Source organism: Spongiibacter sp. IMCC21906 (assembly GCF_001010805.1).
Lineage (GTDB): Bacteria > Pseudomonadota > Gammaproteobacteria > Pseudomonadales > Spongiibacteraceae > Spongiibacter.
In genome coordinates this window covers 1,306,569-1,319,753 of record NZ_CP011477.1, presented here as the reverse complement: position 1 = coordinate 1,319,753, position 13,185 = coordinate 1,306,569, and the positions used below count along the sequence as shown (strand labels likewise).

At 51.1% G+C, this 13,185-nt stretch carries 12 protein-coding genes; 4 read left to right on the top strand and 8 right to left on the bottom strand.

Features of this window, described 5'->3' with window-relative positions; translation table 11 throughout:
* Position 1 precedes the first annotated feature (1 nt).
* The 4 genes from IMCC21906_RS06040 to IMCC21906_RS06025 are packed head-to-tail and all read left to right on the top strand — an operon-like array spanning position 2 to position 3,005.
* Entirely contained in the window at positions 2 to 1,216 is a 1,215-nt protein-coding gene (locus IMCC21906_RS06040; RefSeq protein WP_047011416.1) for a type II secretion system F family protein, read from the top strand.
* A 54-nt stretch (positions 1,217 to 1,270) separates the two neighbouring features.
* A complete protein-coding gene (locus IMCC21906_RS06035) occupies positions 1,271 to 2,140 on the top strand; it encodes an A24 family peptidase (protein ID WP_047011415.1) in 870 nt (289 codons plus the stop codon).
* Positions 2,141 to 2,187: 47 nt separating this feature from the next.
* Positions 2,188 to 2,793 (top strand): dephospho-CoA kinase, encoded by a 606-nt coding sequence (coaE, locus tag IMCC21906_RS06030; protein WP_047011414.1) that lies wholly within the window; start codon positions 2,188 to 2,190, stop codon positions 2,791 to 2,793.
* Positions 2,790 to 3,005 (top strand): DNA gyrase inhibitor YacG, encoded by a 216-nt coding sequence (locus IMCC21906_RS06025; protein WP_047011413.1) that lies wholly within the window; start codon positions 2,790 to 2,792, stop codon positions 3,003 to 3,005. The genes coaE and IMCC21906_RS06025 overlap by 4 nt, the downstream gene beginning before the upstream one ends.
* Before the next feature lie 915 nt (positions 3,006 to 3,920).
* Here the strand turns inward: IMCC21906_RS06025 and mutT are convergent.
* From mutT to IMCC21906_RS05990, 8 genes are all read right to left on the bottom strand, one after another.
* A complete protein-coding gene (gene mutT / locus IMCC21906_RS06020) occupies positions 3,921 to 4,334 on the bottom strand; it encodes an 8-oxo-dGTP diphosphatase MutT (protein WP_047011412.1) in 414 nt (137 codons plus the stop codon).
* Positions 4,315 to 5,535, bottom strand: coding sequence for a bifunctional glutamate N-acetyltransferase/amino-acid acetyltransferase ArgJ (gene argJ, locus IMCC21906_RS06015; protein WP_047011411.1), 1,221 nt, complete (start codon positions 5,533 to 5,535; stop codon positions 4,315 to 4,317). Before argJ ends, mutT begins: the two co-directional genes overlap by 20 nt.
* Before the next feature lie 72 nt (positions 5,536 to 5,607).
* Positions 5,608 to 8,364 (bottom strand): preprotein translocase subunit SecA, encoded by a 2,757-nt coding sequence (gene secA, locus IMCC21906_RS06010; RefSeq protein WP_047011410.1) that lies wholly within the window; start codon positions 8,362 to 8,364, stop codon positions 5,608 to 5,610.
* A 13-nt stretch (positions 8,365 to 8,377) separates the two neighbouring features.
* Positions 8,378 to 8,524: a hypothetical protein gene (locus IMCC21906_RS16805; protein ID WP_156166000.1), complete on the bottom strand. Its 147-nt coding sequence runs from the start codon at positions 8,522 to 8,524 to the stop codon at positions 8,378 to 8,380.
* A gap of 311 nt (positions 8,525 to 8,835) precedes the next feature.
* Complete coding sequence (lpxC, locus tag IMCC21906_RS06005) at positions 8,836 to 9,747, bottom strand: UDP-3-O-acyl-N-acetylglucosamine deacetylase (RefSeq protein WP_047011409.1); 912 nt, start codon at positions 9,745 to 9,747, stop codon at positions 8,836 to 8,838.
* Between the two features lie 132 nt (positions 9,748 to 9,879).
* On the bottom strand, positions 9,880 to 11,040 hold the full coding sequence (gene ftsZ / locus IMCC21906_RS06000; RefSeq protein ID WP_047011408.1) for a cell division protein FtsZ: 1,161 nt from the start codon (positions 11,038 to 11,040) through the stop codon (positions 9,880 to 9,882).
* An 82-nt stretch (positions 11,041 to 11,122) separates the two neighbouring features.
* Positions 11,123 to 12,352, bottom strand: coding sequence for a cell division protein FtsA (gene ftsA / locus IMCC21906_RS05995; protein WP_047011407.1), 1,230 nt, complete (start codon positions 12,350 to 12,352; stop codon positions 11,123 to 11,125).
* A 47-nt stretch (positions 12,353 to 12,399) separates the two neighbouring features.
* A complete protein-coding gene (locus IMCC21906_RS05990; protein WP_047011406.1) occupies positions 12,400 to 13,182 on the bottom strand; it encodes a cell division protein FtsQ/DivIB in 783 nt (260 codons plus the stop codon).
* Positions 13,183 to 13,185: the final 3 nt, after the last annotated feature.

The window sequence follows — 13,185 nt, the reverse complement described above, 5'->3', positions numbered from 1 at the left end:
CATGGCGACAGCATCAAAGACCCAGGTTTTTGTTTGGCAGGGTGTAGACAAGCAAGGCCGAAGCACGCGGGGAGAACTCAGTGCCTCGTCAATCGCCCTAGCTAAAGCACAGCTACGCAAGCAGGGTATTGCGGCCAAGCAGGTTAAACGCAAACCCAAGCCGCTGTTCAGCAGTAAAAAGGCGATCAAACCAGAAGATATCGCCATTTTTACTCGCCAGATGGCCACCATGCTGAAAGCAGGTGTGCCGCTGGTTCAAAGTTTCGATATTGTTGCCGAAGGTGCCAGCAACCCTACCCTGCAAGACTTGGTCATTGAAATAAAAAATGATGTCGCCTCCGGTGGCGGCTTTGCCGCAGCCTGTGCCAAACACCCCAAATATTTCGATGATTTATTTTGCAGTTTGGTCGACTCTGGTGAGCAATCGGGCACCTTGGAGATCATGTTAGATCGCGTGGCCACCTATAAAGAAAAAACCGAAGCCCTTAAAAAGAAAATCAAGAAAGCACTCACCTACCCTATTGCCGTTATTGTCGTAGCCATTATTGTTACCTCGATTTTGCTGATTAAAGTGGTGCCCACTTTTGCTCAAACCTTTGAGAGTTTTGGCTCAGACCTACCGGCCTTTACCAAGTTTGTCGTGGGGCTGTCGGAATGGGCACAAGCCAACTGGCTGATTGTATTGGGGATAATGATTGTTGCTGGCTTCGCCTTTAAGCAGGCACGGCGCCGTTCCAAGCCCTTTTCTGACTGGGTCGATAAAATAACCCTGAAGATCCCCATCATTGGCGATATTGTTTACAACGCCGTAATAGCGCGCTTTTCACGAACCCTGGCAACCACCTTTGCCGCTGGTGTGCCGCTGGTAGATGCCCTCACCTCTGTAGCGGGGGCCGCGGGCAACGCCGTATACAACAAGGCAATACTGCAAATTAGAGACGACGTAACCACAGGGCAAACCCTAACGTCATCGATTCGCTTCACCAATCTGTTCCCATCGATGTTGTTGCAGATGGTGTCCATTGGTGAAGAATCCGGCTCTCTGGATGAAATGCTGGACAAGGTCGCCACCCATTATGAAGAAGCCGTAGACAACGCCGTTGATACACTAACATCCCTGTTAGAGCCGCTGATTATGTCGGTGCTTGGGGTATTAGTCGGCGGCTTGATGATTGCTATGTACCTGCCCATATTTATGTTGGGGTCCGCAATTTAACCCTCGGCGTTGCGAAATGTGACGCTTTTTAACCCTGACTGTTGAGAGAAATAAATGAGTATCCTGCAACTGGCGGATAGCCATCCACTTTTGCTAATCACAATTATTGGCGGTTTTGGGCTGTTATTTGGCAGTTTTTTTAATGTGGTTATCTACCGCCTACCCAAAATAATGGAGCGGAATTGGCACCAAGAATGCCGCTTATTGCTAGAACTCCCTGAGCAAGCAGAAACGCCCTTCGGTTTGTCTCTACCCCACTCTCACTGCCCCAAGTGCAATGCTGCCGTTAAAGCTTGGCAAAACATTCCCGTTGTCAGTTTTTTACTGCTGCGGGGTCGCTGCGCCAGTTGTAAAACAAGTATTGGTTTACGTTATCCCGCCATTGAAATAGCGACCTCGGCATTAGCGGTATTTTCACTGCTGCATTTTGGACTGAGCCCACAGGGTTTTGCCGTCGTTATTTTTAGTTGGATCTTGCTGATTTTAACGATGATTGACATCGATCATCAGCTATTGCCCGACCAGCTTACGCTGCCGTTATTATGGCTGGGGCTGCTTTTCCATAGCATCACCGGCCTATTACCGTTGAGCGATGTCGTTTGGGGCGCTATAGCAGGCTACCTCTCTCTGTGGTCCGTATTCTGGCTGTTTAAACTCCTCACTGGAAAGGAGGGTATGGGTTATGGCGACTTCAAGCTGTTAGCGGCCCTTGGTGCTTGGCTGGGCTGGCAAATGCTGCCACTGGTCATTATTCTGTCGTCGGTCGTCGGTGCAGTGTTAGGCGTGATAAGCCTAAGCTTGGCGGGCAAGTCTAAAAGCCAACCGATTCCTTTTGGTCCCTACTTAGCGATTGCCGGCTGGGTGGCGATGTTCTGGGGCCAGGAAATACTGGATCAATATCTGCAGTTTGCCGGTTTGGGCTAAGGCGTTGAGAAATAAGGACTGAGAAATTAAAGAGGTAACGCAGAACCATGTTTGTAGTTGGCTTAACCGGCGGCATTGGCAGTGGCAAAACCGCAGCAACGAATGCTTTTAAACAACTGGGAATCACCATCGTTGACGCTGATGTAGTCGCCCGCGAAGTTGTCGAACCGGGCAGCCCTGCCCTTGCAAAAATCGCCGCACACTTTGGTGACGCCATTCTGCTAGCCGATGGACAACTGGACAGAGCCGCCTTACGCGAACGCATCTTTAACAATGCTGACGAAAAAAAATGGCTGGAGGCGCTATTGCACCCACTGATTCATGCCGAAACAGCCCGGCAGCTGAAGGCAGCCAACTCCGCCTATGTAATCTATGTTTCGCCCTTATTGATTGATGGTGGACAGCAACAATTTTGCCAGCGTATTGTCGTAGTCGATGTCCCGGAAGAGCAGCAAATCACGCGCACCATGTCCAGAGATGGCAACGACAGGGCGCTAGTGGAGAAAATCCTCGCCAGCCAAATCAATCGCCAGATACGACTGGCCGCAGCCTCGGATATTATTGATAATAGTGGTGACCTGAATCAGCTGAATACTCAAGTTGAGCAATTACACCTGCAATTTTTGCAACTCGCCAAACAGGAGGCCCAATGAAAGCTGCCGAGAACAAGCAACCCTCTGCCAGAGTTTATGCCTGCCCAAACTGCAAAAGCAGTATCATCTGGGACAGCAACAACCCCTCGCGGCCATTCTGCTCAGACAAATGCAAAAATCACGATTTTGTGGCCTGGGCCAACGAAGAACATGCCATTGCTGGCAACCCAATTTACGATGATGTACTGACAGCTGATATTGAAAACTCTTAACGCGTGTTGGTACTTTATCGTAGGCTATTGACGCTCTCGCCCTTGTTTACATCAAGCTGCAGCTCCCGTATGAATGATACTCACGGCCACTTAACGTCAACTTTTGTCCGTTAAAGCTACCTGACTATCTCCCAGAGCTCTCATTGCAATCTTTTAAAGCCATCATACCTGAGACTGTCAAAACTCTAACCTGTCGTCATCCCGGACGCGACTAGCGAGCCGGGATCCAGCTACCCAGCGCGAATTCACCCAAGACATGCATTCACAGCACGGTAGCCTCTGGATACCGGCTCAAAGCCGGTATGACGAATGGCAGAGATCAAAGCTAATGTAACCTGTCGTCATCCTGGACGCGATTAGCGAGCCGGGATCCAACTACCCAGCGCAAAATCGCCCAAGGCATGTATTCACAGCACGGCAGTCTCTGGATACCGGCTCAAAGCCTGCCCCGGCCTACGAGCCGGGGGCCGGTATGACGAATGGCAGAGATCAAAGCTAATTATAAGTCAAAGCTCTAAACCTGCCGTCATCCCGGATGGTATTCCCTCACACTCAGGACATTACTCCTAGTCATCCCGGACGCGATTAGCGAGCCGGGATCCAACTACCCTGCGCGAATTCACCCAAGGCATGTGTTCACAGCGCGGCAGTTTCTGGATACCGGCTTAAAGCCGGTATGACAAATGGCAGAGATCAAAGCTAATGTAACCTGTCGTCATCCCGGATGCTATTCCCTCACACTCAGGGCATTACTTCTAGTCATCCCGGACGCGATTAGCGAGCCGGGATCCAGCTACCCAGCGCGAATTCACCCAAGGCATGTGTTCACAGCACGACAGCCCTTGGATACCGGCTTAAAGCCTGCCCCGGCCTCACGAGCTCGGGGCCAGTATGACTAAAAGAAAAGGAACCCAATCACTCTGCCAGAATGGCGTCTAGAATCGGTTTGTTAGCTTCAGGAAAGGAGTAATCAGCCAGCTGAGCAATAGAAACCCAGCGCAGAGGCTGACCTTCTTTTCCTTCTGGAATGCCGGTAAAACCGTCAACCCACCACACATCTAAGTGCACTGATTTGTCCGAATAATCGTGGTGAATATGGGTAAGCTGGCGACAAGCTGAGCGGACAATGTCGATGCCCAACTCTTCGTGTAACTCGCGCGCCAGTGCTTGCAGAATATCCTCACCGGACTCGCGCTTGCCGCCGGGAAACTCCCATAAACCACCTTGATGGGCGTTTGCGTTACGTCGCGCAATCAGGATATCGCCATTGTCACGACGGATTACTGCCACCGCGACATGAAGGGGTTTATTAGCTTCGGTACTCGGCATTAATTTTCACGTAGTCGTATGAGAAGTCGGTGGTCCAGATGGTTTCAGCCACATCGCCACGGCGCAGATTGATACGAATAGCGATTTCTTCCTGCTTCATTACCGCCGCACCGGCTTCTTCGGTATAGCTCGCAGCTCGACCACCTTTATCGGCAATTAAGACATCATCAAGCTGAATACTGATTTTGCTCACATCTAACGCTTCAATTCCCGCACGACCAATAGCGGCAAGAATACGTCCCCAGTTGGGGTCGCTGGCAAAGAGAGCGGTTTTAACCAGGGGCGATTCCGCCACAGCATAGCCGACTTTTAGAGCTTCTTTTACCGATTGCGCGCCGGACACTTCCACCGCGACAAATTTTGTGGCGCCTTCACCATCTCGAACAATGGCCTGGGCCAGCTCAATAAACACTGACCGCAATGCCGCTTCTAATGCCGGGTAATGAGGATGGGATTCTGAATCTATTTTTTCTAAGGAGGACTGAGCTGTTGCCACCAATACACAAGCGTCGTTGGTAGAGGTGTCACCATCCACGGTAATGCGATTAAAAGAGGCATCCCCTAGTCTGGACACTAAGGTCTGTAAAACACTTTGGGAAATAGCAGCATCGGTAGCAACAAAGCCCAGCATGGTCGCCATATTGGGCTTAATCATTCCCGCGCCCTTGGAGATGCCGGTAATGGTTACCGTGTGGCCATCTAGCAGCAACTGCCGAGACGTCGCCTTGGGGCGGGTATCGGTAGTCATAATGCCGCGAGCAGCAGCTTCCCACTGGTCACTTTGTAAATCGGCTAACGCATCAGGCATCGCCGATTTGAGTTTATCGATGGGGAGTTTTTCACCGATAACACCGGTAGAAAAAGGGATGACTTGCTCGGCCTCGACCTGGCTCAACGAAGCAAGATGGCGGCAACTTTCCAGCGCATCGTGCATACCGATATCACCCGTGCCCGCATTGGCATTGCCGGTATTAATCAACAAATACCGAGCAGCTGTCTTGGCAAGATTGGCTTTGGCGACGGTTACCGGCGCGGCGCAAAAGGCGTTAAGGGTAAAGACACCGGCAGTTTCACTGCCTTCGCACAGCTCAAACACCACCGTGTCTTTGCGTCCGGCTTTTTTAATACCCGCACTGCCTATGCCAATACGCACTCCGCTTACTGGGTGCAATGGCCCAAAATCACCAGAACCAACCGCCATTTTTTGTTCTACCTCAAGGGCTCTATCTCACCTAGCTAATTAAGATCTCTAGCTTAAGGCGCTTTAACTGAATTAATTTAACGTACCGTGGCACTGCTTGTATTTCTTACCGGAACCGCAAGGACAAGGCTCATTACGACCCACTTTTTTACCGTCCCGAACATAGGTCTCTGGTGTTGCTGCTGCCTGCGCCGGGGCTGCTGCGGCTTCAGCGTTTTCCTCTTCGGCATCCATCGCGGAAGATTCTGCATGCTGAAAGTTCATCGCCCGTTTGGCTTCTTCCTCACGACGCTGACGCTGCAATTCTTCTGCGCTCTCGTCTTGCTGTAATTGCAGATGAGAAAGGAAACGCACCACTTCATGCTTCAAGCTTTCCAACATTTGCTGGAACATCGTAAAAGCTTCGCGTTTGTACTCTTGTTTAGGGTTCTTTTGGGCAAAGGCGCGCAAATGAATGCCGTGACGCAGATGATCCATGGTGGACAAATGCTCTTTCCAAAGCGTATCCAGTACCTGCAGCATGATATGACGCTCAATTTTACGCATATCCACATCAACCCGGTCAGTTTTGGCTTTATAGGCCTCTTCAACCGCACTGAGAATTTTGTCTCTGATCCCTTCTTCATGCAAAGAGTCATCTTGATCGAGCATTTCTTGCAGTGGTAACTTCACTGCAAACTCTGTCTCAACCCGACGCTCCAAGCCGGAAATATCCCACTGCTCTTCCATGCTTTGAGGGGGAATATATTCGCTGATAACGTCTGCAACTACGTCCTGACGGATCACATGCAGCATTTCACTGATGTCATCCGCTTCAAGTAGCTCATTACGTTGTTGGTAAATAATCTGACGCTGGTCGTTGGCTACATCATCGTATTCCAGCAATTGCTTGCGAATATCAAAGTTGCGGCCTTCGACCTTACGCTGAGCTTTTTCAATGGCGTTGGATACCATGCGGTGCTCAATCGCCTCGCCCTTCTCCAAACCCAAGGCCTGCATAATGCCTCGAATTCGATCAGAGGCAAAAATACGCATTAAGCTGTCTTCTAGAGACAGATAAAATCGGGACACACCGGGGTCGCCCTGACGGCCTGCCCGGCCACGGAGCTGATTATCGATACGCCGGGATTCGTGACGCTCAGTACCAATAATATGTAAACCACCCGCTTGAATCACGGTTTCGTGACGTAACTTCCAGGCTTCTCGCAGCTCATTCACGACGGTTTCTGACGGGTTATCTAACTGGGCGATTTCCACATCAACGTTGCCGCCCAACACGATGTCCGTACCCCGACCGGCCATGTTGGTGGCAATAGTGATCACCCCAGGACGACCCGCTTGAGCAATAATTTCGGCTTCTTGCTCATGGTATTTTGCGTTCAACACCTTGTGCGCGATACCGGCTTGTTTAAAGCGCGCTGACATTTCTTCGGAGGTTTCAATCGATGCTGTACCCACCAGTACCGGTGCACCGGTGGTCACGATTTCTGACACATCGTTGACGATGGCGTCGTATTTTTCTTCTTTGGTGAGATACACCAAATCGTTGTGGTCACGACGAGCCGGTGGCTTATTGGTGGGAATCACCACCACGTCTAGACCATAAATTTGTCTAAACTCAAAGGCCTCGGTATCGGCGGTGCCGGTCATCCCAGCTAACTTATCAAACAGCCGGAAATAATTCTGGAACGTGGTAGAGGCGTAGGTCTGGCTTTCGGCCTGGACAGTAACGCCCTCTTTTGCCTCAATAGCCTGATGCAAGCCTTCAGATAAACGCCGACCCGGCATGGTACGGCCAGTGTGTTCATCAATCAGGATGACCTGATCATCTTGCACGATATACTCGACATTGGGGTTAAACAGCACATGGGCCCGCAAAGCCGAATGGACGTGATGCAACAGGCTCAAATTACCCGCAGAATAAAGGGAGTCGCCCTCTTCCAACAGGCCTTCTCGGGTCAGCCACTCTTCAACTAACTGGTGGCCCGCTTCGTTCAGCTCTGCTTGGCGTTGTTTTTCATCAACAGTGTAGTGACCTTCAACGTCGCCCTCGGCAGCTTCTTCGCCCTCTTCAGCTACCACTACAGGCTTTAACTTGGGAATAAAGCGATTGATTTGCTTGTATAACGCCGAGCTGTCTTCTGCAGGCCCGGAGATAATTAGCGGCGTTCGGGCCTCATCAATCAAGATGGAGTCCACTTCATCGATAATGGCAAAGTTCAAACCGCGTTGATAACGGTCTTCAACCGCAAAGGCCATATTGTCGCGGAGATAATCAAAGCCAAATTCGTTATTGGTACCGTAGGTGATATCGGCTTTATACGCTTCACGCTTCTCGGCACCATCTTGGCCCGACCGGATCACACCCACTCGCAAGCCCAAAAACTCATACAACGGTCGCATCCAATTCGCATCACGGTGCGCCAGGTAATCGTTGACGGTCACCAGAAACACGCCTTTACCCGTCAGGGCATTGAGATACACAGCCAAGGTCGCTACCAGGGTTTTACCCTCACCGGTGCGCATCTCGGAAATCGTCCCTTCATGCAGGGCAATGCCACCCAGTAGCTGGGTGTCAAAATGCCGCATACCCAGTACCCGACGACTCGCTTCTCTAGCGGTAGCAAAGGCTTCTGGCAAAATTTGATCCAGCGTTTCACCGTTCTCTAAACGCTGTTTGAACTCGCCAGTTTTGGCCTGCAGTTCAGCATCACTAAGCGCGCTATAGCTTTCCTCAAGGGCGCTAATCTGTGCAACAGACTTGCGCATACGCTTAAGTTCGCGATCATTTTTGGTGCCGACAATCTTTTTAAAAACTGCTGATATCATCGTAATTCATTGCTTATGGTGAGAGTTTGATTTGATACACGGCAAACTGAAAGCTACCGCCCAGATTATATTGGGCTTTAATCAACCACTGACAATAGCTAACAGAAAAAACGTTAGAGATTTTCTGTAGAACCATCATCATGACAAAGCATATATCCATTTGAGATGCCTCGAGCCTTCGCCAAACATGCTAGCCAACAGTCTCCCCGGCGAATGTTCGGGAAAATGACTTCGCCGCGATGGAGAATCGGCCAGCGACTGCTGAAGGACCTATGGCAAACGGACGTTGTGTTGCTACTTCCCCAAGCCAAAAACGATATAAAAGGCCAGGGTGACGATTGCCAGGACTATCGCCAAAAGCGGAAATAGCCATGCCGCCAAGGTGCAACACCGAGGCGCAATATCGCATAGATGGGGGGAGATTACCATGCCCGGTCATGGCGCAGCACCGGGCAGTTAAAGGCATATTAATCAAGCGCTGGCAGCGGCAGCCATGTAGGAAATAGGCGCTTCGGCGGGGTCTTCAAAGGTTACCCACTCCCACGCGTCGGTTTCCTTAATGAGCTGACGCAAAGATGCATTGTTCAAGCCGTGGCCGGACTTGTGTGCGCGAAATTCACCCACCAGGCTGGTGCCCAGAAGATACAGATCGCCAATGGCATCTAGCACTTTGTGTTTTACAAATTCATCTTCGTAGCGCAAGCCGTCTTCGTTAAGAATACGGTATTCATCGACAACGATAGCGTTATCAACACTGCCGCCTTGAGCCAAGCCTTGAGAACGCAGGTATTCGATTTCATGCATAAAACCGAAGGTCCGCGCGCGGCTAACCTCTTTCACAAAAGACGTGCTGGAAAAATCCAACTCAGCATGGCCGGTGCGATCTTTGAACACAGGGTGGTCAAAATCGATGGTGAAGGAGACTTTAAAGCCATCAAATGGGAGAAAACTGGCAATTTTGTCACCGTCTTTCACCGTCACCGGTTTCTTGATACGAATGAATTTTTTGGCTGCATTCTGTTCTTCAATTCCAGCGGATTGAATCAAAAATACGAATGGACCGGCACTGCCATCCATAATCGGTACTTCTGAAGAACTGAGTTCCACATAGGCATTATCAATGCCCAGACCCGCCATTGCCGACAGTAAATGCTCGACTGTAGACACCCGCACATCCCCATTAACAAGGGTTGTCGAAAGAGTCGTGTCGCCGACATTTTCAGCCAGCGCTTTAATCTCTACCACCGGATTTAAATCGGTACGGCGAAAAATCACCCCCGTATCCACCGGCGCAGGTTTCAAGGTCAAGTAGACCTTTTCACCAGTATGCAAACCAATACCCGTTGCTCGGATAGTGTTGCGTAAAGTTCGCTGTTTAATCATGTCGTTTACTCTACTTTCTGGGCGCCAAAACCGCCGTGATCAGGCATGCATCCAAAAACACAAAGTCAGCCCTGCTGGCCGCGCTGGAATAACCAGCACGTCACCGCAAACCACTCCTGTCTCAGCCGGTATTTAGTCCGCCTGACGCCGTAAGAAAGCAGGAATATCTAAGTATTCCATATCTTTATCTTCCATAGGCGCTGGAGCGACTTCCCGTGCTGCGGCTCCGTGAGAAGCGCCGCGCATAACGGTCGGGCGATCCAGTTTGCGATAATCCGTGTTACTGCGGGGCTCGACGACTTTGTTTTCCACTACTTGCAGGGGCGCTTCCTGGCCGATGCCGTCAAGACCTGTGGCAACAACAGTCACCCGGAGTTCATCACTCATTTCGGGATCGATAACTGTGCCAACCACAACTGTTGCGTTCTCAGATGCAAATTCCTCGATAGTATCCCCCACTTCGCTGAACTCGCCTAGGGAAAGGTCCAAACCCGCGGTAATATTAACCAAAATGCCCCGCGCGCCTTGCAAGTTCACATCTTCTAGTAGTGGGCTGCGAATTGCGGCCTCGGCGGCTTCTCTAGCGCGATTATCACCGCTGGCAACACCGCTACCCATCATCGCCATACCCATTTCAGACATCACCGTGCGTACGTCAGCAAAGTCGACGTTGATCATGCCCGGACGAATAATCAGGTCAGCAATCCCTTGGACTGCGCCCAAAAGTACGTCATTGGCGGCTTTAAACGCATCCAGCAAGCTGGTGCCCTTGCCCAGTACTGGCAACAGTTTTTCATTGGGGATGGTGATCAGCGAATCAACATGTTGACGCAGCTCTTTCATGCCTTCTACAGCAATGGCCATCCGCTTTTTACCCTCAAAAGGGAAAGGTTTGGTGACAACCGCCACCGTCAGAATACCCAGCTCTTTCGCGACTTCGGCAACCACAGGAGCGGCCCCGGTGCCAGTACCACCGCCCATACCGGCCGTGATAAACACCATATCGGCACCTTCAAGCGCCTCGGCGATTCGGTCTCGGTCTTCCATCGCAGCCTGGCGACCCACTTCAGGGTTTGCACCCGCGCCCAAGCCTTTGGTAATACAGGTACCGAGCTGCAACACGGTTTTCGACATCACGTCGGTCAGCGCCTGAGCATCAGTATTGGCGCAGATAAAATCCACCCCATCTACCTGACTGGCGATCATGTGTTTCACAGCGTTGCCGCCGCCACCGCCAACTCCAACTACTTTAATGACAGCATTTTGTGGAACGTTATCAACTAGTTCAAACATGGTTTTCTCCCTTTTTGCATTTTAGGCTGCGTGGCCACACGCAACCGTCTACTACATCGTTAAAAATTGAAGTGTTAAAAATTTATAAATTGTTTTTTACCCATTGGGTCAGCCGAGACAAAAAGCCATCTCGCTTTACTCTGCCGTGCCCCTGATGTTCGCTTTGATGCTTAATGCCGTACTGCAGCAAACCCACGCTGGTGGAGTAAATCGGGTTGCGGACAATGTCTGTCAAACCGCGCACATCTTGAGGCACCCCAATGCGCACAGGCATATGGAAAATCTCTTCTGCCAATTCGGTCACCCCCTCCATTTTGGAGGTGCCTCCTGTCAGCACGATGCCCGCGGCGCATAAATCTTCATACCCACTGCGGCGAAGCTCGGCCTGCACCAAGGTGAAAAGCTCGTCGTAACGTGGCTCTACCACTTCGGCCAAAGACTGTCGGGACAACTCTCTAGGCGCCCGTTCACCCACACTGGGCACTTTGATGGTCTCGCCTTCGCCAGCCAGCTGGGTCAGGGCACAGGCGTATTTAATTTTGATTTCTTCGGCGTACTGAGTTGGGGTGCGCAATGCCATGGCAATGTCATTGGTCACCTGATCACCGGCGATAGGGATGACACCGGTATGACGAATTGCACCATCGGTGAAAATGGCGATGTCCGTCGTGCCACCACCAATATCCACCATGCACACGCCCAGCTCTTTTTCATCGTCAGTCAACACCGAGTAACTGGAGGCCAGTTGTTCGAGGATGACGTCTTCCACTTCCAGACCACAGCGGCGAATACATTTTTCGATGTTTTGGACGGCGTTAACGGCACAGGTCACTAAATGCACCTTGGCTTCCAACCGGACACCAGACATTCCCAGCGGCTCTTTAATGCCTTCTTGATCGTCGATGACAAATTCCTGGGGAAGAATGTGCAGCACTTTCTGATCAGCCGGGATCGCTACCGCTTGAGCCGCGTCGATTACCCGATCCAAGTCCAGTTGAAACACTTCCCGGTCACGAATCGCGACAATGCCGTGGGAGTTCAGGCTGCGAATATGGTTGCCAGCAATGCCCACATAAACGCTGTGGATCTCGCAGCCCGCCATCAGCTCGGCCTCTTCCACCGCACGCTGAATGGAGTGAACGGTGGATTCAATATTCACCACCACGCCTTTCTTAAGTCCACGAGAAGGATGAGAGCCAATGCCCACCACATCCAACTTACCTTCATCATTGACCGAGCCGACAATTGCCACCACCTTCGAGGTGCCAATATCCAGTCCCACGATCATCCTGCCTGAGTTTGCATTAGGCATTGTGCTTTCCCCTCCGTGCCTGCCCATACATCTGGCATTGATTTGTTTTAACCATTGCTGTCTGCCTGCTGTTCTCGCCACGCAACCGCGAGGCCGTTTACATAGCGGGTATCGACACGTTTAACTCGATCAAAATCCGCCACTAATGTGCGTTGATAGACCCATAAAAAACGCCGTAACTTTTCCAGCGGTTCCTGTCGCCCCATCACCAATTCTGTGCCACCGCTTAATATTGCCGTCCAGCTTCCTCTGGGGCTCATCTGCAAGCGGACCAACTTCAGTTGCTGATCACCCAGCAGCTGACTCATCAAACGGTACTGGCGCATAATTTCTATTGCGCTGCCCTCTGGGCCTTCCAATACCGGCAAATCTGTTCTTTCATCTTGTGCACCAGTCGGCTCAAAGATTTTGCCGCGATGATTAAGCAAGCCACCCTCTCCCCATATCGCAATGGGCGACTCCTCAACAATGGTAATTTTCAGCTGCCGCGGCCATAAGCGTTCAACCTCGGCGCGGTATACCCAAGCCTCTTCTTCCAACTCAACTTGAATCGCCTCCAGATCCAAGCCGATATAGCCCACGGCTAAATGCCGTGTTACCCGCTCAACCAACACATCACGACTCACATGGAGTAAGTCACCGGCAAACACCACCCGTTCAACCGGAATCGATTCCAACTGATGACCCAAACGCTCTACGCCATACACAAAACCCATCACTACCAAAACCAACAGCAGACGATTCAGCATTCGTCCCCACTGCAGCCGTGGCATAACATCACCACGGCGCGGTTTTTTTGATTGTTTAAATCGGTTTTGTTTGGCGCTCATGAC

Bases quoted from the DNA above. Each gene is read 5' to 3' on its own strand.
- IMCC21906_RS06040 (WP_047011416.1), top strand. From the start codon at position 2: ATGGCGACAGCATCAAAGACCCAGGTTTTTGTTTGGCAGGGTGTAGAC.
- IMCC21906_RS06035 (WP_047011415.1), top strand. From the start codon at position 1,271: ATGAGTATCCTGCAACTGGCGGATAGCCATCCACTTTTGCTAATCACA.
- coaE (WP_047011414.1), top strand. From the start codon at position 2,188: ATGTTTGTAGTTGGCTTAACCGGCGGCATTGGCAGTGGCAAAACCGCA.
- IMCC21906_RS06025 (WP_047011413.1), top strand. From the start codon at position 2,790: ATGAAAGCTGCCGAGAACAAGCAACCCTCTGCCAGAGTTTATGCCTGC.
- mutT (WP_047011412.1), bottom strand. From the start codon at position 4,334: ATGCCGAGTACCGAAGCTAATAAACCCCTTCATGTCGCGGTGGCAGTA.
- argJ (WP_047011411.1), bottom strand. From the start codon at position 5,535: ATGGCGGTTGGTTCTGGTGATTTTGGGCCATTGCACCCAGTAAGCGGA.
- secA (WP_047011410.1), bottom strand. From the start codon at position 8,364: ATGATATCAGCAGTTTTTAAAAAGATTGTCGGCACCAAAAATGATCGC.
- IMCC21906_RS16805 (WP_156166000.1), bottom strand. From the start codon at position 8,524: ATGGATATATGCTTTGTCATGATGATGGTTCTACAGAAAATCTCTAAC.
- lpxC (WP_047011409.1), bottom strand. From the start codon at position 9,747: ATGATTAAACAGCGAACTTTACGCAACACTATCCGAGCAACGGGTATT.
- ftsZ (WP_047011408.1), bottom strand. From the start codon at position 11,040: ATGTTTGAACTAGTTGATAACGTTCCACAAAATGCTGTCATTAAAGTA.
- ftsA (WP_047011407.1), bottom strand. From the start codon at position 12,352: ATGCCTAATGCAAACTCAGGCAGGATGATCGTGGGACTGGATATTGGC.
- IMCC21906_RS05990 (WP_047011406.1), bottom strand. From the start codon at position 13,182: ATGAGCGCCAAACAAAACCGATTTAAACAATCAAAAAAACCGCGCCGT.